Source organism: Mesotoga sp. UBA5847, assembly GCF_002432735.1.
In the GTDB taxonomy this organism is placed as follows: Bacteria; Thermotogota; Thermotogae; order Petrotogales; family Kosmotogaceae; genus Mesotoga.
Window position 1 is genome coordinate 82392 of sequence record NZ_DJGL01000083.1, and the last position, 26043, is coordinate 108434.

Below are 26043 nucleotides of genomic sequence, written 5' to 3' on the forward strand. Positions count from 1 at the left end.
TGCATCAACAGGAATTCGAATTTCCTGGTTTTGAGAAGGCCCTCAATGAACTGACCTCAATTGCTCTGGGTAACGAAATACTTCACCCAAGGACTGCTATATCTAGAAGTATCCTTGAATCCAAATTTCCTGTAGAACTCGACAGTCGAATTCATGAATGATCTTTCAATGCCAAATGATTTCATTCTTCTAATGCCTTCCAAAAGTAGTTGAGTTGCAAAACCGAGATTTCTGTAGGCAATGTGTGCCGACCGGTTCAAAGTTTCCATATCGGTTTTCCAGATCGAGCCAAATCGTACAAAAGGAGGCATGCTCGCCATCGGGACCTACAACAAAAAGGTCTAGCTCTCTCCCATAATCAGGAGCTTTCTGAATCTCTCTGAAAGCGTCTGCTGGAGGCCAATGTGAAGGTGGACAAAAACCATGAAAGGCCATCGCCTTTGCTCTTGATCTCTTGATCGAATCGTCTTCTTCAGCAACACTGAGTACTTTGTATCCTACCGGGAAGGAAGGAGTCTCTACATCATCGTGAATCTCATAGACAAGATAGGGATTAGGTGTCTCCAGTCTGATGTAGACTCTCTCCTCTACCACCGATTCAAGATCTTTGACATAGAGTTTCACGAGCCCATATCCATTTGCCCAGTCTGCACAAGGTCCTCTTCAATGTAATCGATAATCTCAGGACAAAGAAACCCGTAATTCGGATGGACTTGTATCCAGGCTTCTCCGGGCTCTTCGTTTTCGGAATGTGCTACTGCAACTACTTCTCCATCGCCGGTTTCCCAGATTCCAATTCCGTTTTGCCAGAGAGGAGGTTCGTCTCTGTGGTCCACATGTGGTCTCATCGGAACGCCGAAATAACTCGGTGAATAGTACTTATGGAGAGGTATGATGTGAAATCTACAGATATTCCACCTGTCGATGGTCCAGTTGAAAGGTCCTCCATAGAGTGGGAAAGTCTCTATTATCAGGTCTCTTATCCTCATGTAGTCAATTTCTGGCACATAGCCTCCTCATGGTGACATCTTTCTTCAAAGAGATCCCTCCCTGAACATAGCATGAGACTTTCTGCACCGAATAATCGTTAATTATACCATAGCAGCAAATCCAACAACGTCCCCAAGTCTCTCGCTACAGTACAACCAAAAGAAAGGGCCGGAATTTACCCGGCCACTTTTCATCAGTCTCGAGCTGTTGAGCTTATCTGAGGAGCTCAGTACTGAATCGCTCTAGGAAGCTTCTTGGCCTGCTCAATCCAATTCAGAATCTGTTTCTTGGATGGTAATTTGCGCACGAGTCTCTTTGCTGCATTTACTTCCACTACCTTTTCATAAAGGTTATCACCGTTTCTCTTAGAGAGTTCTGGCACTGTGTCGACTCCAGCTGCTTCAAGTAGTTCAGAGTATTCTCCCCCGATTCCCTTGATTCTCATCAAGTCTGCGTGATTCACCCAGGTAAGGATGGTCTCTTCAAGAATATCGGTTTTCTTAGCAAGTTCGGCTCGTGCCTTCTTTGTTTCGCAGGTCTTCAGAAGCGCTTCGATTGAGTTTACACCCGCATCCTTGAGCTTCTTTTCAAACACGGGTCCAATCCCTTCTACAATTGTGAGTTTCGCCATTGATCTTCCTCCCTTCTATATAGTGGTTTTGATTTCAAACTATCCCGCAACTGCTCTGTTACAACTACATGATTCACTTGGCCATTTCTTGAGCAAGTCCCCAACGGAGGAACTCTCGCAATCAACAACTTGCCCCTCTTTGCTCTTGTCAAGCAAATAGGATGACATCCTCTAAACATCTCCGCCGCTGCCCTATTTACAAAGCAATCACTTGTTGGCTCGGAATCAGCATTTTCATCTTTTTACTCCTTGTCAAGGACCACCAGAAGCAACTATGCCAGTTGCCGAAGAATGTCTGAAACACGATTGGGCTATAGTTTTGTCGGCTCCCAAGATTCTTCTTCATTTCATTTTCCACATAGTCCTGTTTAGGCATCTCAGACTCTTTGGTCTTGTGAACGGCTGAGATGGATATACGGACATTCTCTGGAGTATCTTCCCGATGCTTCTTCAACCCTTTGCTGAGAGATTCAAAACCTTGCTCAGTCGAGCAGTAGAGCAAAAGCCCCTTTAAAAGCGTAGGGACACAGGTTAAGTGAGTTCTCTGACCTTCTCCGGAGTTGTATTAACGGATCGGGCTAGTTCCGAAGCGTCATCTTCTTCACAAAGCTGCTTCAGCTCGAGATCAAATAGCCTCACAAATGGCCTCCTTTGAAATTAGGTAACACCAATGTTATTATACTTCCTTGTTATAAAAAGAAAGGTACTTGGAGAGAGTCGACACTCGAGGAAATCAATACTCCTGGATTCAGTCCTTCCGAAACCTACTAATACGGACTTTAAGACTAGCAGATTCTATTATTCAGTATGTTGGCTGTGAATCATTGGAGTTCAAAACTCTTCCGAGAGCTGAATTACGAGCGCACCGAATTCTTCGATACTAGGAGCTCAAAGTGAAAAGGAAAGTGAATCTGATTTCTCAATTATCGTTGTTCTGTATCTCTCTTTCTGGAATAGCCTTTCAACTGTTATTGTCCAGGAATCTTTCGGGAGCACTGATGCAATTGAGCTACTACACTTTGCAGACGAATCTGATAGTCGCAATAGTCGCCCTCTTGAATGCAGTATTCTCCGTAAAGACAGCAAAATCACAAATAACAGCCGGATTACTGCGCATTATCACGGGTGGTTCGGTGTTGTGGATAACAGTGACTATGACTATTTACCATCTCCTTCTTTCGGACCGCTATAGGCCCTGAGGACAGGCTCTGTTCGCTAACAACCTTTTGCACTACGTTACACCGCTTCTCGCGATAATCTTCTGGCTAATCTTTGAAGAAGGGAAATCATATAGGTTTTTCTATCCCTTGCTCTGGGCAGTATATCCTCTTTCCTACGCGGTTGTTTCGGTGATTCGAGGAGCCATAACAGGTTTTTTCCTTACTGGTTTCTAGACCCCGCTGCGACCTATCCAAACGGAATTGGTTCATATCTAAATCTCTTCATCTTCACTCTTGTTGTCGGTCTGATTTTCATTGCGACCAAGTATCTAATGGTCTTCTTGAACTATCTACATCTTTCTGGCGGTCGCTTTGCAAATCTATTCAAGAATAATAACCGGATTTGATTAGAAAACTGACCTAGAAGTCAGTTTGTATTGATTCATATCTCTTGTCCTTATGTAAGTTAAGAAAAGGAGGGCTAGGCCCTCCTTAAGAGAATTAACAACTCGCTGTTAGCGTGTTCCCAAACCTTTGCGGTATCCTCTTCCTTCGCCGAAAGACTTCCCCGCTTCGCAACTACCATTTCTCAAGCGTTTCTGAAGCATCTCTCCGTCATTAGGACATGACTCTCCTACGTTGGCTTCAGTTCTTTCAGCAAAACGCGGGCACTCTTCGGAAGCAAGTCTAGCGCCCTTGTTTCCTCTGAGTTGCTGACCAACAGCATAGGTTAGAGTTGCCGCCAGGAAAAGTACAAGTACGATTATGACTACTTTCTTCATCCCTATGCACCTCCTTCATTCAAGCAGTACACAAGATATTACTATCCATTCCTTAGAGTTTCCTTAGATTCTCAACTTGGACGGAGCGAATAGCATCACCTAATCAGCAAACAGATCGTGGAGTTCCACGTAGATTTAATTATGCTGTTCATTGAATAATCGAGATTCGATATCACTGCTTTGACCGAATCCCTTCAAGAACAAAGAGGAAATACGAATTGAACCAAGTGATCTCTCCTTTCTTCCCTAGAGTAGTTGAGCATCTCTAGTTCCAAAACGTATGCTAGAACTCCCTCAATGCATTAGCATCTGCATTCCAAAGCTTTGTAGGTGATTGCATTTTCCAATTGTCGCTTTGCTAGAAGAGTTTTCGTAATAAACACTAGGGAGAATTTGAAAGGATTTTCGCTCGTTAACATTATGTTCTGCTTGAAACCCGTGAATCAATGTTCTGACATTCTGTGTTCTTGGGGACTTCTTGGAGCTCCTAGTAACCGCTTGGTCTTTCCTGCACTATCATTCTATGACTTCCCTAACGGTATTGTTCATCTCGTGAAGAATGAGAACCTCCAAGTAACCTTCTATAACATCCCTCCTTTATTGAAGGGTGACCTAAAACTACCCGCTAGCAAAGCCCCTTGAAAATCGTGACGCATTTATCTTTCGGTTCCACCGCTCAACAAAAACCTTGAAATAGAGTTTTGTCGATTTCATGCCGATTATTTCGTAGATCTGTTCAGTTTGAAAGCGGAAAAGAAGAGGGCCCTGATGAGCCCTCTCTACAAGATTCAGTAGTAAATCAATTCAAGAAGCAGGTAGAAGGTATTTATGCTTTCATGGTATCCATCTATCTCCCAGTAATACAGATCGTAGCTGCCATCGTCATATACTTCGAATTGGCAGTACACTTCTGCTGGAATCCCTCCAAGGTCGAAGGTTCCATAGAACTCTACAATATCGAGATCATCTGTTGATAGAAAGTAGTCCCAGTATGGATCGTAGAAGAAACTGTCAAAGGCTTCCCCTAGCGTCATCCAGTTGTAGTACACGTCGAAATATGAGTTCTTGACGTCCGTGATTTTCGATGCAAAGATTGAGTTCAACAACGTATTAATCAACGTATCGTCCTGAGTAACATCGTCAACTCCGAGGTAAGCGATCTCGAAGGTCCGTTCATCGACGTTTACTATGAACTGGAAGAGAGCTTCAACAAGCTCGTCGTTGCTGTAGAAGAAGCCCGAGAACTCTACAACGTCTAGATTGTCGGAAGTAAGGAAGTAATCCCAGTAACTATCGGCGAAAAAGCTGCTGAAAGACTCTCCTATTACCCTGTCGGGGAATTCGTAGAAGAAACCGTCTCTTACTATGGAGATTGCTACAGCAGCCCTATCGGGAAGAAAGATCCTCTCCAAAAAAGCGTACTGGCCGCTATTATCCTGAGGAACTCCATTGATCTCCCAATAGCTCAATGTGAAGGTAGAGTCCTCTTCTACAACCGAGAATCGCATCAGAACCGTTGAACTTCCCCTATATTCATCCGCGAAGCTGCCGTTGAACTCAACAATGTTTTGCGTTCCTTCCTTCAAATGCTTCCATCTTGACATCTCGAAGAATGAGTCAAAGGCTTCGCCTATGGGCACATCGGGGAAATTATTGAAAGTTCCGTCAGTTACAATACTGATGAACTTCGCACTGTCTTGTGGCAATAACCGCTGGGAGAAAGCGGAGCTGGCGATAAGGACTATCAAAATCAGCAAAACAGAAAATTTCTTCATAAACCAACCTCCTTTGTCCTATACCTTGATTAGTAATTGATCTTGAATCTTTGAATCCTATTTCCTAATTGCTCCAGTACAAACACATTGTCTTTACCGTCGACACATATATTGAAAGGCTTCGTAAATAAACCACTTGTAGTTCCTACACCTCCCCACTCAAAGAGGAAGTTCCCGTCCGGATCAAGAACTAGTATCATACTTGTCATTTTGTTTATAAAGAACAGATTTCCAAAACGATCTACCACAGACTCTCCAGGCTGGCCCCAGTTGCCTTCATAGGTTGAGGCCCAGTTCGAAATGTAGTTCCCTTGGGAATCAAACTTCTGGATTCTTCTCATTATGTCGTCCGATACGTAGATGTTTCCATTGCTGTCAACGCTCAACCCCGATATTGAGGCGAGATTGCCGGGGTTCATTGCCTCGAACATGTTTACCTTTGCGCCTACTGTCAGCAGAAGAGTTCCTTCCCCGTCGAAAACCTGAACTCTTTGATTGAAAGCATCGCCTACATATATTGTGTCTGCGCCATCGATTGCAATATACATAGGTCCGTCAAACTGACCGGGTTCTGCACCTTTACTTCCCCAAGACTTCACAAACTTGTTCTCGTTATCGAACTTCTGAACTCTGCCATTCTGGGAATCAGCGACGTATATACTGCCTTTTGAATCTACGACAACATCATGCGGGAAAAGGAATTCACCTCGCTCGCTGCCAAACCTTCCGAAGGACATTTGGTGCTTTCCGGTGCTGTCGAAAACCTGAATTCTATGATTAAGTGTGTCGGCTACGTAAATGAAATCTTTCCCGTCTGAGGCAAGCCCCTGAGGGTCACTGAACTGTCCGTCCTTGTTCCCTTGAGACCCCCATGACTTTTCGAAAGTCACGGACAAACCTAGCAACGAAATAGAAGAAATAATTAGAATTGTAAGAATGGCAAACCACTTCAAAAAATCCACCCCTTTTGGCATCTCATTTTGCCTGTCTGATCTTATCATCCCTGATGCTCAAAACAGAACGATTTCATACACTCGTATCGGGTGATTCCGGGTCTTCGGCCGCAAATGAAAATGAAGGAACGAGGAAGGCGCAAAACCAAGTATAAACGTGATGTGATGCTTCTACCAACAATCATTGTCCTTGTTTGAGGTTACCGGGCGTTGCCACATAAAGCTACGTGTTCTAAACTATAGATGAGATGTCGCTGATTATTTCTCATAATCGATGGTGATTCAATTTAGCAAGTACATACCCTAACATAGAATGAACACCAAAAACCAAATTAAATTGGAGGTGCCTCAATTGGCAAAGATGATTAAGAAGAATTACCTACTTGCTCCCGGACCGACACCGGTTCCTATCGATGTACTACTTGAAGGTGCTAGGGATACTATTCATCACAGAACTCCACAGTTCAAAAAAATCTTTGAAGATGCGGTAAGCGGCACTAAGAATGTCTTCAAGACGGAGAATGATCTATTCATTCTAGCTTCTTCAGGAACAGGTGCCATGGAAATGGCCGTCACGAATATTGTAAATCCCGGCGAGAAAGTTATAGTTTGCAGTGTTGGAAAGTTTGGCGAAAGATGGCTTGAGCTAGCAAAGACTTTTGGTGCAGATGTTGTCTTGTTGGAGAGGGAGTATGGAGATTTCTACACTCCGGAAATGGTTGAAGAATCCCTCAATGCCAACCCGGATGCGGTTGCAGTTCTGACAACTCTTAGTGAGACATCCACAGGCACTGTAATGGATATCGAAGGTATCAGCAAAGTTGTGAAGAAGGCCGGCAAGCTGATTGCGGTTGATGGTATAAGCGGTCTTGTTGCAGAGCCCTTGCTAACGGATGAGTGGGGACTGGATATCGTTGTCTCCGGTTCCCAGAAGGGTTTCATGCTGCCTCCTGGACTGGCCTTCATATCATTCAGCAAAGAAGCCGTTGAAAAGGCTAAGAACACGAAATCCACAAGCTACTATTTTAATCTGAAGAAATATCTCAAAGACCCTCTTCCATGGACGCCCGCAGTTAATTTGATCTATCAGCAGAGCCTTGCAGTAAAAATGCTCCTTGACGAAGGCATGGAGAATGTGTGGGCACGACACGAACTGATGGGAAAGGCAACAAGAGAAGCCATAAAAGCAATGGGGCTGGAGCTTTTTTCCAAGAGACCGGGAAACGTCCTCACTTCTGTCAAAGTACCTGAAGGAGTCGACGGCGGCAAAATCGTCTCTATTATGAGAGACGAATATGGCGTAACAATCGCAGGAGGACAGGGCACGATGAAAGGTAACATCTTCAGAATTGCACACCTCGGCTACATGTCCGACTATGACGTAGTAATTGCCCTAACGGCTCTTGAGAAAGTCTTGCGAAGACTCGGCTTCAATGTCGAGTACGGGACCGGAGCGAAAGTCGCTATGGAAGTATTCGAAAAGGAGGGTGCGTGATGCTCAGACTGCATGCTAACGATCCTCTGGACAAAACCGCTATGAAGATACTCGAAGAAAGCAATCTCTTCCAGATATCTGCAGAGCATCTCGATAGAGATCATTTGCTTGAGATAATGCCTGAGGTTGAAGTGCTCGTTGTCAGGAGTGCGACGAAAGTCACATCAGAGATAATCGAGGCAGGGAAGAAACTCAAGCTAATCGCAAGAGCCGGAGTTGGGTTGGACAATGTAGATGTCGAGGCGGCAAAGAAACACAATATCCTTGTTAGAAATACGCCTGGCGCGAACGCGATATCGGTGGCTGAGCTGACTTTCGGATTGCTTCTTGGACTGGTCAGACATATTCCAAGAGGTACTTACGGAATTAAGGAAGGAAAGTGGGAGAAGAAGGAGCTCAAGGGTACCGAGATCTTTGGCAAGACTATAGGATTGATCGGGTTTGGAGCAATAGGCAGGGAAGTAGCAAAGAGAGCATTGGCATTTGGAATGAACGTCTGTGCGTACGATCCTTTTGTTAAGGAAACCGATTTGGAAGTCGATCTGATGGACACCGTTGACTCACTTATTGAGAGATCGGATATAATATCGCTCCACATACCCCTCACTCCCGAAACGAAACACATAATTGGCGAAAAAGAGATCTCCCTGATGAAGGACGGCGTTATTATTATCAATGCAAGCCGAGGCGGGACCATAGATGAACAGGCACTCTACAACGGATTGGTTTCAGGTAAGGTTTCTGGAGCAGCCCTTGATGTTTTTGAGGTAGAGCCGCCGTCCGACGAGTTGAGAAGGAAACTTATCGGACTGGGGAACGTAATCTGCGTTCCTCATGTAGGAGCAAGTACATCGGAGGGTCAGAAGAGAGTTGGCCTGGAGATGGCCAAGATAATCGTAGAAGAATGCAAGATCATGATATAATGCACATGATTTTTCTGGTGGAGGTGTGAGTGTGAAAGTATACGTAGACAAAGATACTTGTATTGGATGTGGCGTGTGCGAAGGAATATGTCCCGAAGTCTTCAGAATGAATGATGATGGAAAGGCAGAGGTGATTGTTCCGGAGACAGAAGCGGCTTGTGCTCAGGATGCCGCTGATTCTTGTCCAGTTCAGTCAATAAAAGTAGAATAGTTTCCAATTCTTAACAATCACATGTAGGGGCAGACAAATGGTCTGCCCCTTTCTATAGTGGAACACAAAATTTGTCTATTTTTTCTGCGTGTTAAGTCTGGTATAGTAGTAATTGCTTCGGAGCTACATATTATTCGTTATTTCCTATTATGCGGTTCGCTTCAGGGTTACAGCTATCATCCGTGGAGGTCGTTGTGTCTAATTCTATAATAAGCACTCTTAAGAAGAAGGTCTCAAAGAAAACGTGGGACAACTGGTTCTCCACATTTGAATTGAAAGAAGTCGAAGATGAGAAAGTGGTTTTCTCTGTTGCCAATCTATTCATAAAGGATTGGCTCCAGACAAAATACGGAGGAGTCATTTCCGATTCAATATCAAGTATCCTTGGAAAGAAAATGCCTTTCGAAATAATCTACAAAAGCAAAGAGACCCACTCGGAGGAGCAAAGCGATTCAAGAGTTTCCGGTTCTCTGTTGAAAAGAAAGCCGCTGATGATTTCCAACCTAAACCCGGAATACACATTCAGCAATTTCGTTGTCGGGAGCGAGAATAAGGCGCTCTACCAAGTTGCGCTTGATGTTGCCCAGAATCCGGGCAAATATAATCCCTTCTTCGTATACGGAGATGTTGGGCTGGGTAAGACACATCTCCTGCAGGCAATCGCTCAAGAGACGATGAACAGTTTTCCCGACAAGAAGGTGCTATACATAACAAGCGAGCAGTTTATGAACGACATGATCCAGTCTATTAAAGAAAACAACATTCAAAAATTCAGAGACCACTACAGAAAGAAATCCGACATTCTGTTGATCGACGATATCCAGTTTCTAATTGGGAAGAAAGGAGTTCAAAACGAGTTCTTTCATTCATTTAATGAGCTTCACGATTCGGGAAAGCAGTTGATAATATGCTCTGATAGAAATCCTGAGGAGCTTGATACTTTCCATAGCAGACTCAAATCAAGATTCCAGATGGGCATGCTTATGTCGATCCAGGAACCCCAGCCTTCTACGAGATTTCATATTGCTAAACAGCTTGCTCAGAGAGAGTCCGTTTCACTTCCGGACGATGTGGCGAAAGTTTTGGCCGACAATATCGACGGAAACTTAAGAAGACTTAGAGGCGCAATCATAAAGTTGATAGTTCACAGCAGTGTTTTCAGATCACAGATAGACCTTTCTCTGGCAACTCAAATACTTCAGTCTTTTACGGGATCAGTGAATGTTCCTGTATCTCAGAGACCGATAGACCAGATCTATGCTGCTATTGAGAAGATTATGAAAGTTACCAGAAAGGAGATTGAATCGGGAAGTCGAAGTAAAGATATAGTTCTTGCCAGACAGCTGACAATGTACATTCTGAAAAACCACTTCGGCAAACAAGTAACGGAGATAGCAAGGGAAACCGGTAAGCAGCACTCAACAGTGATTCACTCTCTGAAGAAGATTGATAAAAGCGTCATGATGGGTAAGGGTGCCACAAAGCTCTTGTTTGATGACATTATCGGGATGCTCTCTTCGAATTCCGCTGCCGTTTGACCTCTTGGACCTGAATCAGAAATGAGTTACGTGATTTTCGGAAAATAGCCGATAAAAGTAATCCGAATATTTCATTCAGGAAATCTCTCGGGTTGTGATGCGAGGGATAATTTCTTAACAAGCTTTTTATGGATGGGAGGTATCGATGAAATACACGATTAGCGTTTCGATTTTCTTGGCTCTCGCTATGGTGATAATCGGAGTAGTATTCAACTGGCAAGTCAATAGGCCTGAGAAGATTCCACAGATCAATTCACAACCATTTGGCAATCTGGAAGATGGAGTGTATGTTGGACGAGAAGGTTACGTTGGACTTGAGGTTGAAATACTGGATGGGAGGATAATTGAGATAAGAATTGTTCAGAATCGTTCAGACAGGTATGCTAGAAGTGCAGAAGCCTTAACCGAAAGAATTGTTGAAGCTCAGAGTCTCGATGTAGATGTGATTACCGGAGCCACAGCGACAAGTGAGTCAATTGTTGCAGCGGTAAAGGCGGCAATAGGCGGAATCGAAGATTAGATCACCGTTCATGAAGAACAGATAGATTCCAAAGCAAAAAGCCGATATAGTGCGCTGCATCGTCTTACGTGTTTTGTAAAGAATATGAATACCACTTCATATTATTATATTATTGCAATTACATGCTAGCAGGCTCAAATAAACTGATAATCGGATTGTTGAATTCTCCGGAAATCTTCCATTGACTATCAATTCCCGTCAAGAAGATCATACTCTCGCCGCTCTTTGAATACTTCTCTTCCCCAGATGAATAGTCGAGAGTGAAGGACACAGTCATTGTTGCTTCTCGGGAGTCTCTTTCAACTCTATCTACTTCAACAGTGTAACTAATGCCATCGTAGAGTTCGAAGAAGTCCGCATAGAAGGAGGCAACGGTGTCTTTTGGAAGCGTTCTTCCTAATGGACTTCCCGAAGTGGCGATCCAAATCTCTTCTGCGTAGAGCTCAAGAATTCTGTCTTCCCTGCCCCTGTTGATCTCGCGCTCCAGCCTCGCAATCAAGCTGTCGGGTCTTGCCAGTATATATCCAACGCAACCAGAAGTGAGAATCATAGAGATAATCATCACCACTGTAGCAAAAAAGGCTCTTCTCCTTATCATATCGTCACCCCCCGCTCATCTTCTTCTCTTAATAATAACAGATTTGCTTATCCAAGAATCTTTCAAAAGAATAAGTGAACCTACAAATAGGGGGATCAAACTATCTGCTTTTCCCGAACAAAAACCTCTATCCAAAGTCCTATCATTGAAGGAGTATGATGGTTTACAGAGGGGGATTGCATTGAAAAGAATCAGTCTTGTGTATTTCGTTCTGGCTCTCTTGATAACTACTTTCCTATCTGCGACATATTTGAGTTTTAGAGGTAGTTTTGAACGGATAGTAGTTGATAGAAACGGTATTAGACGTGGCGACGCTTTCACAGTTAAGGTTCCTGATTCGCTTTTCGGAAGGCCTTCCTTAACATACGTGAGAGGAGCAACCCTGGAAAGCTTGTCAGCCGATCGAGGGTATACTCAATACTCTTTCGTTGCTGACGATAGCGACGCGGTAGTTGTTATTTCGTTTCAAGGACTATTCAAAGCACGTAAGACTGTCTCTCTAGAGTTCGAGGATTTCATCGATATCAATTCAGATGGCTTCCCCGACAATCTAGTGCTTGATTTGGAAGATACAGAGAACTTCAGAACTTGGTTTGTGAATATTTCAGCTTATCAGGTTATTGAGTTTTCCAGCAGGTGGAGCTCTCAAGAGCGGGATTGCAGCGGGCTAATAAGATTCGCAGCTAGAGAGGCTCTCAAAAGGCATGATGAACAGTGGTTTCTTGATTCGGGTATTGACAAAGAGCTTTGGTACGAAAAGACAGGAATAGACTTGCAAGCGGTACCTGACGTTAAGAAGTACAACTACCCGGATATACCAATTCTGAAGAATAGAATCTTCATCAGTAACACCGGAGAATTCACTTATTTTGCCGATGCTTACAACCTGATTCGTAGTAGTATGGTATTTGAGGGAAGAGATCTCAGCGTTGCAAGACCTGGAGATATAATCTTTTTTCACCACCCCTCTCCATCAACTTTTCACTCGATGATATACACTGGCGATGGGTTGATCTATCATACCGGACCTCTTTCCGAAAGTGATTCAGGTGTTCTGAAGCTCTGGAGAATAGATGATTATTTACGAACGATGCCTTATCAATGGTTGCCAATATACAACAACGAAAACTATCTCGGGGTATATTCCTTCAAGTTTCTACCCCGCAAGTGATGGAGAGTGAAGGCAATGAGAAGAATCTTGGTGTTTCTTATTATTCTGTTATTCACAGGTTTAACGGCACTTGCTTTTCAAATTCAGCAGTACGGTTATGAGCTTAGATCATCTTTCGTAGAGTTGTACTCTATGGACTATCCACCTACCATATACACAGACGACAAGGATAGCTACATCGATATCAAGATTTATGATTTGGACGAGCAGGATCTTACTGGGGCGATCACCATCGGGGATGTCGGAATCTCCGGCGATCCACTCTACGCTTTCAGGCAGACAGTAAAGGAGAAACAAAGGATATACTTGCCCGAGAAAGCTCTAATGGGCCTAAGACTGATTGTTGTTTCGTCGCAGTCAGGAAGTGCCAAACTGATGACAAGCTATCGTATGGTTGGAGCTCAGCTGCTTGCTTATGAAGATGGAGCGATGATGAGACTCTGGAAAAAGGAAGATTCCAGCTTCATTGACAGCTTCTCCCTTTACAGACTCATAGACGGGGAGTTATTGGGACGGACAGAAAATGGAGTGTTCGTTTTTGACTATCTTCCCACGACAGGAGATGCAATACTTGTTCAATCTGCCAATGGATCGATCCTGTGGAGGCCGGGCGAGTATGATTACTATTTCTCGTCTCGAAACATCTCTCTGATATTCACTGATCGACCGGCATACAAAGCCGGTGAAGTTGTTAATTTCAGAGCTTTCATAAGGGAGATAACATCTTCGGGCTATCAAATACCTAGAACTAATTCTGTAGAAGTTGAAATAGTAGATCCATTAAACAGGAGCGTCTTCACTGAAGAGTTGAGCCCGGATAACCTTGGCTCTGTTAGTGGTACGTTCCGAACATACTCCGAAATCACCAGGGGATCCTACAGGATTATCATCCGGTGGGAAGGAAACGAGGACTACTATTACTTCCAGATTGCCGACTACAAAAAGCCTACGTTCTTCACAACAGCGGAATCTGCATCAAAGGCATTCAGAAAGGGAGAGGCAGTTACAATCAACGTTTTGTCCGAGTACTACTTCGGAGATCCCGTCTCGCTTGGCAAAGTAGACTACACGATATACAAGGGCAGTCAGTATATTGACAATGGATCTGCGAGACTTGATGGCCTGGGTAAAGCGGTGATTGGCTACTCTGAAGAGCTTGAGAGCGGTTCATACTACGCGGTTATTACTGTCTCAGACGATACCGGTATGCAGTCACGAAGTACGGTTGACTTCAAGGTAGTACAGGGAACATTCGACTTCAATGTTGACTACAGATTCACCGATAAAGAAGCACTCGTGAAAATCGAAACAAGATTGAACAACGATACACTTGTTTCCAAGGCATTTGAGATGAAGGCGTGGTATGAAGAACCTGTAATTCTAATGGACGAAGGAAAACAGGTTGAGAAGAAGCTTAAGATCAACATTTTCAGGGAAGAACTTTCCACTGACAGTGGTGGAAGGGCAGAGATTCTGATCAATCTTAGGGACGTCCCGCCGGATACGGTTGTGTATTTCGAGGCCAACGGGGCTCCTTCAAATGAACCGGAAGTGGTTAACAGATATTCAGTCTATACTAGTGGGTACTATGACTACTACGGGTCTATTCTGGTGGATTCAGTTGAGTCTGCTGCTCCTGGCTCCAAGGCAAGAGTATCATTCTATACATCATCTCCAATGGATCTTTGGGTCATTGGTGATTTTTCGGGTGAATTCAAGCAGTTTCCTTTCAGTTCTACGGAGGGCAAGAACACTATCGAAATAGAGATCCCCGAGAACTATGGTTACGAGAACTTCATGCTCTTTATCGTTGGATATAAGAACTATCAGATTATTCAGTCAAGAGTCATCGAAGTTGAGACTGCTTCAAGAGATCTTTCAATCAATGTGCTTACTCAGGATAGATATGAACCTGGCGATACCGTCAATATGAAGCTGCAGGTCCTCGATGATGAAGGGAATCCCGCCGTTGTAGGACTGACGGTTTCAGTAGTATCTCAGGCAATGCTTTCTCTCTTTGAAGGCGATTCCGATCGGTGGAAGGAATCACTGGGCAGTCCCTTCAACAGGGGTTTCAACACTATAAGCATAAACGACCTGTATTATTCTGCCTACCCGTCAATAGCCAAGCTAGGAGATCTACTGGAATCTCAACCACCCGCGGCCGAATCTAAGGTGATTGGTGGTGCTCCTTTCGGGATGGGCGATCGTGGTGGAAATGGTGAAAGCTTGACTTCGGACGTGAGAGCCAGGAAACTTTTCAGCGACAGCGCCTTCTGGTCTGTTGGAACTTTCACCGATGAGAGCGGCTTTGCAGAACTGTCGTTTGTTGTGCCGGAAGATCTCGATACATGGACTGTCAGAACTCTTGCGGCCGACTTTTCGGGAGATTTCAGCTACGAGAAGTCTAGTTTCGAGACTTGGAAGCCCATGACCGTTAGCAGTTTCCTTCCGGAGTTTCTGATCGCTGGCGATACAGTGAATCTAGTCTTTTCCGTGAAGAATAATCTTGACACTCGTATGCCTGTCATCACCGGTTTCTATGTTGATGATGAAGTCATTGAGGAGAAGGGAGCAACTATTGACGCCTTCGGAAGTCTTTCCTTCAGCTATCAGATGGTTCTAAGAGATCTCTTGCCTTCGGAGAAGGAAGAGAGTCTCAGAGTTAAGTTTGTTGTTGAAGGAAGTCGCGGCTCCGACGGTGTTGAATACGAAATTCCTTTGAAGCCAAGGTACTCATATATCCGATTTGGCGACCTTGACTTTCTTGAAGGAAATAGAGTAATTGAATTTATGGAAGACTCAATTGGTAGTGTTACCATCTCTTCCACAATTGATCCAATTCTTCTTGAAGCAATAAGGTATCTGGTAGATTATCCCTATGGCTGTGTGGAACAGACAATGAGTAGGCTTCTTCCAGCATTGGCGGCTTCTCAACTACTTGCAGGTGCCGATGAGTCTTTTGCAGACAAAGTCTCGGTTGTAGTTGGCGATGGTCTTGAACGCCTCTTTGGCTATCAGCACTACGACGGAGGTTGGGGTTGGTGGAAAGATGACCAGAGCACTCCATTCATGACGTCTTACGTGATGTTAGGTCTATATCTTGCCACAGAAAACGGTTACGATATAAATAGGGATGTAATCGCGATGGGGTACTCGGCATTGAAGAGTCTTAACAGAGACAAGCCGGATCCTTTCCTTCAGTATGTCATTACACTGTTCAGCAGGAAACTGCGAGACCCGATAAGCTCAATCGTAGATTATAAGAATGATGTTGCTTCGATCGTTTTGACCGCGCTGACATACGAGACTCTAAACATGGACGCCAAGGCGGTTGCACTTTTTGAGGAGGCCATGGAGTATGTCGACCTAGGCGCATCTGACGTTATCTCGGGTAGCAGTTTCAACTATTTCTTTGACGATACGGTTACTCTCTCTTTCCTTCTGAAAGCTGCGGTAGATCTAGATGTACCTTCTGCAACAGTTGCAGAAATTTCCAAAAGACTCCTGAAGATGGGAAACGGCAGTTATTGGTATAGAACATCATCGACCGCTATGGCTATTCTCTCACTTTCATCAGTTAGCAGCTCGCTTTCAAAGGATGCGGAAGTTGAAGTGGTTTTTGAAGACGGGGATGTAGTCTTCGAAGGCGGGTTGGAGGATTCAATAACAATACCGATTACTGGAAAGACGATTGTTATTGAAAGCTCTGAAATGGTAGCGGTATCGATTAACGGAGAAACGGCAGTTAGGTCAGAGGAAATCAAAGCCGAAAACGCGGGTCTGATTGTCGAAAGGGTTCTGAGAAGAAAGGTAGCCGTGCCCATGGATGATACTCACGTTCTCACCACACCTCAGATAGACTCGCCTGCCGTAGTTACTTCGATCAGGACGCTGTCGGCTGACGAAGTAGGTTCTCTTGAAATAAGTGCCTCCAAGACTATTGAAGGGATGGTTGTTGCGATAGTAGACGGTGAGCTGAAGCTTTCAAACTTTGGACTCGGTCTCAAGATCTACGAAGGCGATGTTCTCGGTATTAGCAATGGCGAGATAATCGTCAGGTCGGTTGAATACAGTTACTACAATGACGCCACGATGGAGCTTTTCGCTGTTAAGCTTGGTAAACCCGGCCCGATAAGAGTCGGGGAGACGATAGTCTCCGAAGTGAGAATAAGGATTCCCGATACCGTTCCCTATGTTGTGGTCGAAGATATGTTGCCCTCCACAGGAATCTCCGTTGAGGAGAACATTGAGGGTGACACACTCGGATACACAAAATTCTACTATTTTGACTACTACTGGTGGGGATACACCTTCAAGGATGCAAGATACGACCGCATAGCCTTCTTCTTCAATGACGGAGGAGAGTTCGTGACGAAAAGCAGCTGGAGAATTCTCACCAGAGGGGAATTCATTATTCCTCCTGTACAGGCATGGGCAATGTACGATGCAGACTATCGGGCAAACACAGAATCGGTAATGCTGAACGTTGAATGAGAGCACTAGCTATTGTTGTCATTTTGCTACTTCAAGTGACGGTTTTTTGTTTCACAAGCGCGTATGTCTCATGGGAAATGCCAGAGCTTGAAGGCTATAGAAGCTTGCTTGAAAGACTAACGGGAAGATCTGTAAACGGTACCTATATTCTAATTATCGCTTCCTCGGCCGGAGAGTTCTCTGAACTCTCCGGCATAGGTTATTGGTTTCTCGCTGCAGCAACTGGAAACACGATTATTGTGCAGCCGCTTAGTCTAGTTCAGAACCTGCCGCGAACGCTTGCACATGAGATGAGCCATCTCATTCTGAGGGATTACCAACTTCCCTATTGGCTAGAAGAAGGTATTGTCTGTTATATTACGGGTGAGTGGGTTGGTCGAGAAGAAATCACTCTTGACGAGGTCAAGACTCTTGATTACTCGAAGATGGATTTCATGACATATCGTTCGTACAGTTATACTTGTTGGGTAGAAGTATCCAGGCTTCTTCGCAATAGATCTTTTGGAGAATTGATTGCAGAATTTGGAGAAGGAGGTAAACGAAGAATTGAGTGACGGGAAACTGGTTCAGTGGGATCTCACAAGATTGTACGGTTCGCCGGACGATCCCTCCCTGGAAGAAGACATACGAATTCTGATAAGTGAGAGTGATAAGCTTATTAAAGACTTCAAAGGGAGAATTCAGACCGAGAGTGTCAAGGCTAGCGAACTGAAGATAGCTATTGAAAGAGAAGAAGACCTTATGAACCGTTTTTTCAGATTATCGATGTTCTCGTTCTTGAGCCACTCAACAGACTCTAAGGAACCAGCTGTTCAGAAGCTCCTTCGTAAGATAGATGATCTTGAATCGCAACTTGAAAGCAAGCTTCTCTTTCTGAAACTCGAACTTTCGAAAGTCTCCGAGGACTTCTTTAATAGTCTTATGAATTCTACCGAACTAGCAGATTACAGACATCATCTCGATCTCATTCGAACTCAAAGGAAGCACATGCTTTCTGAGCCGGAAGAAAGAATTATGGTTCTAAAAGAGATAACGGGCAAGAAGGCGATTCTGAATCTCTATGATGAATTCACATCGAGTTTTACGTATAGAATTACTACCGGTGCATCGGAAGAGACGCTCACAGAGAGTGAAGTGGAGACTTTAAGAAGAGATCATGATTCGGAGCTTAGAAAGAAGGCCTTTGAAAGCCTCTTTAGAAAGGCGAAGGAAAACAGTATTGTTCTGACCAATCTTTACAATTCTCTTTCCAGAGATTGGGACTTGGAAGCAGACAAGAGGGGATATGATTCCCCTATTTCAATGAGGAACGAACTGAACGAAGTCTCAGATGAGGCAGTGAATTGTATCATCGACGCCACCACCGATGGTTATTCTGTTGTTCACGACTATTACCGACTGAAGGCGATAATTATGGGGAGGGAAGCCCTTCTCCACAGCGATATATATGCTCCTGTTGGAACTTCAGACAGGACATTTGATTGGCAGGAAGCGAAGAAGATGATTCTGGAGGTTATGGGAAACTTTGATCCCCGGATTGAAAGTATAGTTGCTAGATTCTTCGATGAGGATTATATTCATGGATCGATCATGCCGGGAAAGCGAAGTGGAGCTTACTGCGCGTATGCCTCGCCAAGAATGCATCCGTATGTGCTCGTCAATTACAATGGCAAGATGAGCGATGTTCTGACACTGGCACACGAACTAGGCCACGGCCTTCACGGCGTTCTGGCGTCCAAACAGACCCTAGTTAACTATGATACGCCGCTTACAATGGCCGAAACAGCCTCTGTTTTTTCTGAGATGCTTATGACGGACTTTCTTTTGAAGAACATTGAAGAAAGAGAGGAGAAGATCTCTTTTCTGGTCAACAGGATTGAAGAGATATTTGCAACAACCGCAAGGCAGAACATGTTCACCAGGTTCGAGATCTCTGCCCACGAGAAAATGTCAGGCGAGTATCTGGCGTTTGAAGAACTATCCGAGCTTTACTCCAAGGAGCTCAAACTCATGTTTGGCGACACCGTTGATTTTCTCCCGGAAAGCGAGTTCGAATGGGCTCGCATCCCTCACTTCTTTCATACCCCTTTCTATTGTTATGCTTACAACTTCGCCCAGCTTCTCGTAATTTCTTTGTACAGGAAATACCTTGAGGATGGGGCTGTCTTCAGAAGAAAGTATATCGCTTTACTTGAAAGCGGTGGATCGGAATCTCCCAAATCTCTTCTGCAGAAAGTAGGCATAGATGTCTCAGATCCTGTCTTTTGGCAAAAGGGAATTAGTTTTATCAAGGAGAATTTCCTTGATACACTGAGGAAGATGATCTAGACCTGTTCCGATCTCTAGAAAGGGTGTATAATTCCTGTGTCCATTTTGGACTCGGGCATTCTTTCACATTTCTTCACAAGGTAAGCTAGGGGGCAAAAATGGCAAGGGATCTTACTCAAGGGAGCATTCTGAAGAATCTTCTTATAATGTCTGTGCCTACAATGATAGGGTTCAGCGCACAGATGGTTTACGACATTGTAGACATCTTCTGGATTGGGCGCATCTCAGGCGAAGCAATTGCAGGAGTTACGATTTTCACCACTCTTTTTTGGATTGTGGATATTCTCAATTCGATAATCGGGCAGAGCTCAATCTCCTTGATCTCTCAGGGCTTCGGAAAAAAGGACTTCGAAGGAACAAGTAAGGCGATAGAACAGACAATTACTTTCAAGTTCATTGTTGCTCTGATTTCCGCTGTTCTAGTTGCCTCCTTCCTAAAACCATCGCTTGGATTTTTTACTGACGATATGAAAGTAATGAGATCAGCTCTTGATTACGGCTATATCAGACTGTTTTTCCTGCCAATGATGTTTTCGTCTTACTCTGTCAACACGGCTCTCAGATGCATAGGGGACGCAAAGAGTCCAATGTACATAATGATGTTCGCGAGTGTTCTCAATATTTCTCTCGACCCAATAATGATGTTTGAAAAGATTCCGGGGACATCCATTCCCGGATTTGGCCTGGGCGTTTTTGGTGCGGCCGTCGCTACGGTAATCGCTCAATCAGCAGCATTTCTATTGGGATTCTACATTCTTTTCTCAGGAAAGGAAGGCGTAAAACCAAGACTGTCCGGGCTTTTCAGGCTTGATAGAGCTATAGACAAGAAGCTCTTGACTATAGGGCTTCCAACTGGGCTGGAGGGGTTCTTCAGGAACTTGTCAGCTGTAGTAGTTCTGAAGTTCGTTGCCTTCTACGGGACTGCTGCGGTTGCGGCAGTAGGAGTGACGGGGAGGCTTTTTGGACTAGCGTTTATGCCTCTTGTAGGGCTTAGCATGGGCGGCTCTGCGATGGTCGGTCAAAACCTGGGAGCTGACAACGCCGACCGTGCAAGAACCACAGCCAGAACCGCTGCCTTAATCGGGTTCTTTTTCATGTTTTTCTTTGCACTAATAGCCTTCTTTGCAGGCGAGCATGTTATCGCTGTGTTCAATAAGGATCCGGAGATAATTGCTTACGGTGCCAGTTTCCTGAAGTACGGCTCACTCGGCATTTCTGTCTTGGCATACGGTTTTGGTCTCTCATCGGTCTTCGGAGGGTCCGGGTACAACTTCCCGTTCGTAGTGGGGAGCGTAGTATCCAGGTGGCTTATTCAAGTGCCAATACTGGTCATTGCAGTGTTCGTGTTGAAGGCCGGCATAGTTTGGGTCTGGCTTTCATATGTATTCTCGGATATTGCAGAGGCTGCGGTGATGGTCTTTTACTATTTAAAGGGTAAGTGGGTGAAGAGAAGGGTCTACTAGCGAAAGTCGAATTCATTCCCAAGTGCTGCAGATGGATGAGTTAGTTATGAATTTCACTAACTGTTTCACTTCGGTCATCTCTGCAGCAAACAAACTTTGGGTGATCTGCTATAATTCAGATGAACGGGTGATTAAGATGTCTGAGGTTTTGTATAGGAAATATAGGCCTAGAAAATTTAGTGAATTGGTTGGGCAGGATCAAGTGAAAGAGATCCTAGGAAGAGCAATAGAGAAGGATTCGGTTTTTCATGCTTACATATTCTCTGGCTCTAGAGGTACCGGGAAGACAACTAGTGCAAGGATCGTCGCCAAAATGCTGAACTGTCTTGCAGAGGATTCTGAGAAGCCTTGCGGTATTTGCGATTCATGCAAAGCGATTGATGCTTCTTCACACATGGATGTCATTGAGCTGGATGCAGCTTCTTACAGAGGCATTGACGAGATCAGGAAAATCCGGGATGCAGTATCGTATAGACCTGTCATGGGCAGATTCAAAGTGTACATAATTGATGAATTCCATATGCTGACCAGGGAAGCTTTCAATGCACTTCTTAAGACTCTTGAAGAACCTCCCGATAAAGTGATTTTTATTCTTGCAACTACCAATCTTGAGAAGGTTCCTGAAACAGTTCTTTCACGATGTCAGATCTTCTATTTCAAACCACTCATCGAAAGAGACATAGCTATTTATCTGGAAAGAATCGCAAAATCTGAAGGTTTGGAATATGACGACAAAGCATTGAGGTTCATTTCGAAAGCCGCACACGGAGGCATGAGAGACGCGGTTAATCTTATGGAGAGAGTTGTCTCTTATTCGGGTGATGTTAGTGAAGAATCTGTTAGAGCTACTCTTGGTATTCTGCCCGAAGAAGTTGTTAAGGAGTTCATTACTGCATTTTCTTCGGGAGAGCCGGCTTCGATATTGAAAATCTCTGAAGAGATCCAGTCTGCAGGATATACTTACGAAGTCTTCCTTGAACAGGTGATCGATACTGTGAAGGATCAGCTGATCGCTGAATCAACTGATGAGCGTTTCAAGCTCTTGCTTTCTTTATGGGAGATCACTAAAGAGCTCAAATTTGCCGAGGATAAGAGAGGAACATTTGAAGTAATGGTCCTTCTGAAGAGTGGTTATGAGAAGTCGGCAGTAGAGAGAATTGGTAAGTCTGAAAACGTAAAAAGCGAAGTTTTTGAAACGAGTGATAAGTCCGAGAAAGCTCCAAAAAGAGACACTGCGGAAGAGAATAGTTTGTCCAAACTTATCGACCATCTTCGAAATAACAACTTCGTTCTGCTCTGGACTCTTCTAAGTCTTTCGAAGATTACTAGAAGCGAATCTGGCGGGGTATTAACTCTGGAAGCGGACAGCAACTATTCTTACGATCTTCTGAAAGATAGACTTGAGTCGCTGAACGGGATTGCAGAAGATTTAATCGGGAAACGATTCCTTCTCTCCAATGAATCAGTTGGAGGCAATCTCTTTGAAGGTCTGGATAAAGATTCTCAGGAATACGTTAACTTTGTGATTTCAAGCTTGGGGCTGAAGGACGACATATATAAAGGAAAGATAAAGATAGACCTTGAGGAGGACTAACAATGGCAAAGAAATTTAGAGGTCTCGGCGGAAAGAACTATGGAGGTTCCAGGAAGGGATCAAACATGAGTGAACTTCTGAAACAGGCTCAGAAAGCACAGGAAGAAATGGAGAGCCTGGAAGAAACCTTCAAGACTTTGGAGGTGACGGCTTCTGCCGGAGGAGGAGCGATAAACGTTGTTGCAACTTGCGACTATCGCATTAAGTCGATCGAGGTCGAGCCTGAGATAAGAGAAGAGGATTTTGAGATTGTTCAAGATTTGATAATTGCGGGGATAAACGAGGCGTTAGCAGAGGTAGCGAAGAGAAGAGATGAAGAAACGGCTAAGGTTACAGGATCGCTCAATCTACCTGACAATATACTTTAGGAGGTGTAAGAGATGTACAAAGTAGCAATTAACGGTTTTGGAAGAATTGGAAGACTTGTTTTTAGAGAGATGGTAAAACGCGGGGATTTCGATGTAGTTGCAATCAATGACCTAACCGATGCAGCTACCCTGGCTCATCTTCTCAAATATGATTCGGTTCACGGGAGATTCAAGGGTTCAGTGGAGGCTAAGGATGGAGCGATTGTTGTAAATGGCAAGGAGGTTAAAGTTTTCGCAGAGAAGAGTCCTGCAAACCTCCCCTGGAAGAACCTTGGCGTTGAACTGGTCATTGAGTCTACAGGCGTCTTCAGAAACAGAGAGAAGACAATGCCCCATATTGAAGCCGGGGCAAAAAAGGTATTGATTACTGCCCCTGCAAAGGGTGAAGTGGATGCGACAATCGTACTTGGTGTCAACGACGATATGCTGAGGCCGGAGATGAAGATTGTCTCTAATGCCTCCTGTACAACTAACTCTATTGCGCCAATAATAAAGATCTTGAACGATAGTTTCAAGATTCAGAAAGGTTATTTGACGACGGTCCATGCTTATACGAACGATCAGAGAATTCTTGATTTGCCTCACAGTGACTTGAGAAGAGCGAGGGCTGCTGCCGCCAATACGATACCCACTTCAACAGGCGCCGCTAAGGCAGTAGGGCTTGTCATTCCTGAACTCAAAGGCAAGCTTGATGGAATAGCTATGAGAGTTCCTGTAACTGACGGTTCAATAACTGATCTAACCGTGGTTCTCGAAAAAGATACAACAGTGGAGGAAGTAAATGCGCTCGTGAAGAAAGCGGCGGAAAACGAACTGAAGGGAATAGTCGAATATACTGAAGAAGAACTCGTTTCCTCGGATATTGTCGGAACAACGGTGTCTTCAGTATTTGACAGCAAGCTTACTGCAGTGATGGGTAATCTTTTGAAAGTTTGCGCTTGGTATGACAATGAATATGGCTATTCTTGCAGGGTAGTCGATCTTGCTGAGAAAATGATGAAGATGTAATTCTCGATTTTTTCTGACGGGGCCTGGAGGCCCCGTTTTATTGAGGAAAGGAGGTAAGAGATGTCTAAAGTTCTAACACTAAGAGATGTTGATTTGAGTGGAAAGAGGGTGCTTGTAAGGGTCGATTTCAACGTTCCTCTAGATAAAGAGACTGGTGAAGTGAGTGACGATACTAGGATTGTGGCTGCAATACCAACGATAAAGTACGTAGCCGAAAATGGTGGAAAGACAATCCTTGTTTCCCATCTGGGGAGGCCCAAGGGCAAGAGAGACCCTAAGTACTCAATGCAAAAGGTTAGCAAAAGTCTGGAAAGGCTAATCGGCAAGCCCGTTGCCTTTGTCCCTGATTGCATCGGAGATGAAGTGGAGAAAGCTGTCTCAAAGATGAACAACGGAGATATTCTTCTTCTGGAGAATGTTAGGTTCTACCCTGAAGAAGAGAAGAATGATCCGGAGTTTTCGAAGAGGCTCTCTGCGATCGCGGACATTCACGTAAACGATGCTTTCGGAACAGCACATAGAGGTCATGCATCGAATGTGGGTGCTGCCCAGTACTTGACCAGTGTACCTGGTTTCCTTATGCAGAAGGAAATCGAAATGCTTGGCATGGCCGTTGAGAGTCCCAAGCACCCCTACGTAGTCATTTTAGGAGGAGCAAAGGTTTCCGATAAGATCGGAGTCATTACGAATCTTCTGGAGAAGGCCGATAGAATACTAATCGGCGGTGCGATGATGTTCACATTCCTTAAGGCTCTGGGGAAGCAAACTGGTGACTCCCTGGTTGAAGAGGACAAGATCGAGCTGGCAAAGGAGATAATGAGGAAAGCCGAAGAGAAGAAGGTTGAGCTCGTCCTCCCTGTTGACACGGTTGTGTCCAAGGAAATCGCTGCAGGTAGTGAATCGAAGACGGTTCTCATAGATGAAGGAGTCCCATCCGGCTGGAAGGGACTTGACATCGGGACATCAACTATTGAGCTATTCAGAAGCAAGCTGGTTGACGCCAAAACCGTTGTTTGGAACGGTCCTATGGGGGTCTTCGAGATCGATGATTTTGCGAAAGGAACCGAATCGATCGCGAAGACGCTGGCTTCGCTCAAGGGTGCAGTAACGATTATCGGAGGCGGAGACAGCGCAGCCGCTATCAACAAGTTTGGCTTGGCCGACAGAGTTTCTCACGTATCAACCGGTGGCGGGGCTTCTCTTGAGATGCTTGAGGGAAAAGAGATGCCTGGTATAAGGAGTCTAGCGACTAAAGAAGGTAAAAAAAAACGTAGAATAATGGTCGCCGGAAACTGGAAGATGAACAAGTCGCCCAATGAAGCGCGAATGTTCGCCGGTTTCCTTGCATCTTCAATCGGTAACGAGAAGGCCGTTGATGTTGTAGTATTTCCAACAAGCCTTTCAGTTGCTGGGGTGGCAGACATCCTCAAGGACACGTCGATTAAGGTCGGAGTCCAGAATGTCTATCCTGCAGATAGTGGAGCCTTTACAGGCGAGATTTCTGCGCCTATGCTTTCGGACCTTGCGGTGGAGTACGTTCTTGTTGGTCATTCAGAACGAAGGCACATATTCGGCGAGACAAGCGAGATGACTAACGAGAAAATCAAGGCAGTATTAAGAGAGGGCCTAGTTCCAGTATTCTGTGTTGGGGAAACTCTTCAAGAACGGGAATCAGGCAGGACGGAGCAGGTTCTCGAAGAACAGATCAGAAAAGGTCTTGCCGGCCTTGACAAGAGTGAGGTTGAGCAAGTGATCATAGCGTATGAACCAGTATGGGCGATCGGAACTGGTGTTGTGGCTACTCCCGAACAGGCCGAGGCTACCATGAAGTACATAAGGAGTTTATTATCGTCGCTATACGAGTGCAGCGTGGCAGAGCGAACAAGAATTCTCTATGGTGGCAGTATCAGACCGGATAACTTTGATTCCCTAATCGCTATGGAGAACATTGACGGTGGTTTGGTGGGAGGGGCCAGCCTTCAAGAGAGCTTTGTCCAACTGGTAGCGATAGCAAAGATTTACGCTTAATCAGAGCGAT

Annotated in this window: 24 protein-coding genes; 16 read left to right on the forward strand and 8 right to left on the reverse strand. The window is 44.6% G+C overall.

What is annotated here, in order from left to right; genetic code table 11:
- Window positions 1-56 precede the first annotated feature (56 nt).
- The 4 genes from B3K91_RS13700 to B3K91_RS10715 form a co-directional block, all read right to left on the reverse strand.
- Window positions 57-269, reverse strand: coding sequence for a GNAT family N-acetyltransferase (locus tag B3K91_RS13700; protein ID WP_414674587.1), 213 nt, complete (start codon window positions 267-269; stop codon window positions 57-59).
- Complete coding sequence (locus B3K91_RS10705; protein WP_292595139.1) at window positions 190-624, reverse strand: hypothetical protein; 435 nt, start codon at window positions 622-624, stop codon at window positions 190-192. Before B3K91_RS10705 ends, B3K91_RS13700 begins: the two co-directional genes overlap by 80 nt.
- Window positions 621-1007 (reverse strand): hypothetical protein, encoded by a 387-nt coding sequence (locus tag B3K91_RS10710; protein WP_214079066.1) that lies wholly within the window; start codon window positions 1005-1007, stop codon window positions 621-623. Before B3K91_RS10710 ends, B3K91_RS10705 begins: the two co-directional genes overlap by 4 nt.
- A gap of 209 nt (window positions 1008-1216) precedes the next feature.
- The gene (locus B3K91_RS10715; RefSeq protein ID WP_099828708.1) at window positions 1217-1621 is read right to left on the reverse strand and encodes a DUF4332 domain-containing protein; all 405 of its coding nucleotides are present in this window, start codon (window positions 1619-1621) and stop codon (window positions 1217-1219) included.
- 893 nt (window positions 1622-2514) lie between these two features.
- On the opposite strand from B3K91_RS10715, the gene B3K91_RS10720 reads away from it, so the two are divergent.
- Window positions 2515-2820 carry a hypothetical protein gene (locus B3K91_RS10720; protein ID WP_292595142.1) on the forward strand — a complete coding sequence of 102 codons (306 nt, stop codon included), beginning with the start codon at window positions 2515-2517 and terminating at the stop codon, window positions 2818-2820.
- A gap of 9 nt (window positions 2821-2829) precedes the next feature.
- Window positions 2830-3015 carry a Pr6Pr family membrane protein gene (locus B3K91_RS13705; protein WP_414674286.1) on the forward strand — a complete coding sequence of 62 codons (186 nt, stop codon included), beginning with the start codon at window positions 2830-2832 and terminating at the stop codon, window positions 3013-3015.
- A gap of 281 nt (window positions 3016-3296) precedes the next feature.
- On the opposite strand, the gene B3K91_RS10725 is transcribed toward B3K91_RS13705, so the two are convergent.
- The 3 genes from B3K91_RS10725 to B3K91_RS10735 all read right to left on the reverse strand — a co-directional run bounded on the left by B3K91_RS10725 (window position 3297) and on the right by B3K91_RS10735 (window position 6291).
- Complete coding sequence (locus tag B3K91_RS10725) at window positions 3297-3563, reverse strand: hypothetical protein (protein WP_214079068.1); 267 nt, start codon at window positions 3561-3563, stop codon at window positions 3297-3299.
- A 788-nt stretch (window positions 3564-4351) separates the two neighbouring features.
- Window positions 4352-5338 carry a hypothetical protein gene (locus B3K91_RS10730; RefSeq protein ID WP_292592945.1) on the reverse strand — a complete coding sequence of 329 codons (987 nt, stop codon included), beginning with the start codon at window positions 5336-5338 and terminating at the stop codon, window positions 4352-4354.
- A gap of 29 nt (window positions 5339-5367) precedes the next feature.
- Window positions 5368-6291, reverse strand: coding sequence for a 6-bladed beta-propeller (locus B3K91_RS10735; protein ID WP_292592947.1), 924 nt, complete (start codon window positions 6289-6291; stop codon window positions 5368-5370).
- A 352-nt stretch (window positions 6292-6643) separates the two neighbouring features.
- On the opposite strand from B3K91_RS10735, the gene B3K91_RS10740 reads away from it, so the two are divergent.
- From B3K91_RS10740 to B3K91_RS10760, 5 genes are all read left to right on the forward strand, one after another.
- On the forward strand, window positions 6644-7786 hold the full coding sequence (locus tag B3K91_RS10740; protein ID WP_214060718.1) for a pyridoxal-phosphate-dependent aminotransferase family protein: 1143 nt from the start codon (window positions 6644-6646) through the stop codon (window positions 7784-7786).
- Entirely contained in the window at window positions 7786-8709 is a 924-nt protein-coding gene (locus B3K91_RS10745) for a hydroxyacid dehydrogenase (protein WP_292589858.1), read from the forward strand. The genes B3K91_RS10740 and B3K91_RS10745 overlap by 1 nt, the downstream gene beginning before the upstream one ends.
- Window positions 8710-8740: 31 nt before the next feature.
- On the forward strand, window positions 8741-8920 hold the full coding sequence (locus B3K91_RS10750) for a ferredoxin (RefSeq protein ID WP_214060720.1): 180 nt from the start codon (window positions 8741-8743) through the stop codon (window positions 8918-8920).
- 194 nt (window positions 8921-9114) lie between these two features.
- Window positions 9115-10458 carry a chromosomal replication initiator protein DnaA gene (dnaA, locus tag B3K91_RS10755; protein WP_292589857.1) on the forward strand — a complete coding sequence of 448 codons (1344 nt, stop codon included), beginning with the start codon at window positions 9115-9117 and terminating at the stop codon, window positions 10456-10458.
- Between the two features lie 145 nt (window positions 10459-10603).
- Window positions 10604-10978 (forward strand): FMN-binding protein, encoded by a 375-nt coding sequence (locus B3K91_RS10760; RefSeq protein ID WP_292592949.1) that lies wholly within the window; start codon window positions 10604-10606, stop codon window positions 10976-10978.
- 118 nt (window positions 10979-11096) lie between these two features.
- Here the strand turns inward: B3K91_RS10760 and B3K91_RS10765 are convergent, their stop codons facing one another.
- Window positions 11097-11576 (reverse strand): nuclear transport factor 2 family protein, encoded by a 480-nt coding sequence (locus B3K91_RS10765; protein WP_214059889.1) that lies wholly within the window; start codon window positions 11574-11576, stop codon window positions 11097-11099.
- 181 nt (window positions 11577-11757) lie between these two features.
- On the opposite strand from B3K91_RS10765, the gene B3K91_RS10770 reads away from it, so the two are divergent.
- The 9 genes from B3K91_RS10770 (at window position 11758) to tpiA (ending at window position 26033) form a co-directional block, all read left to right on the forward strand.
- A complete protein-coding gene (locus tag B3K91_RS10770) occupies window positions 11758-12747 on the forward strand; it encodes a DUF1175 domain-containing protein (protein WP_292592952.1) in 990 nt (329 codons plus the stop codon).
- 15 nt (window positions 12748-12762) lie between these two features.
- Entirely contained in the window at window positions 12763-17244 is a 4482-nt protein-coding gene (locus B3K91_RS10775) for an MG2 domain-containing protein (protein ID WP_292589854.1), read from the forward strand.
- Window positions 17241-17798 (forward strand): hypothetical protein, encoded by a 558-nt coding sequence (locus tag B3K91_RS10780; RefSeq protein WP_292595145.1) that lies wholly within the window; start codon window positions 17241-17243, stop codon window positions 17796-17798. Before B3K91_RS10775 ends, B3K91_RS10780 begins: the two co-directional genes overlap by 4 nt.
- Window positions 17791-19572, forward strand: a complete 1782-nt coding sequence (locus B3K91_RS10785; protein WP_292589852.1) for a M3 family oligoendopeptidase — start codon at window positions 17791-17793, stop codon at window positions 19570-19572. Before B3K91_RS10780 ends, B3K91_RS10785 begins: the two co-directional genes overlap by 8 nt.
- Before the next feature lie 98 nt (window positions 19573-19670).
- Window positions 19671-21035, forward strand: coding sequence for an MATE family efflux transporter (locus B3K91_RS10790; protein ID WP_292592956.1), 1365 nt, complete (start codon window positions 19671-19673; stop codon window positions 21033-21035).
- A gap of 136 nt (window positions 21036-21171) precedes the next feature.
- Entirely contained in the window at window positions 21172-22629 is a 1458-nt protein-coding gene (gene dnaX, locus B3K91_RS10795) for a DNA polymerase III subunit gamma/tau (RefSeq protein WP_292592958.1), read from the forward strand.
- Window positions 22630-22631: 2 nt separating this feature from the next.
- Window positions 22632-22997 (forward strand): YbaB/EbfC family nucleoid-associated protein, encoded by a 366-nt coding sequence (locus B3K91_RS10800; RefSeq protein ID WP_214059979.1) that lies wholly within the window; start codon window positions 22632-22634, stop codon window positions 22995-22997.
- 12 nt (window positions 22998-23009) lie between these two features.
- A complete protein-coding gene (gene gap / locus B3K91_RS10805; protein WP_214079079.1) occupies window positions 23010-24005 on the forward strand; it encodes a type I glyceraldehyde-3-phosphate dehydrogenase in 996 nt (331 codons plus the stop codon).
- A 60-nt stretch (window positions 24006-24065) separates the two neighbouring features.
- Window positions 24066-26033: a triose-phosphate isomerase gene (gene tpiA / locus B3K91_RS10810; protein ID WP_292589851.1), complete on the forward strand. Its 1968-nt coding sequence runs from the start codon at window positions 24066-24068 to the stop codon at window positions 26031-26033.
- Window positions 26034-26043 lie beyond the last annotated feature (10 nt).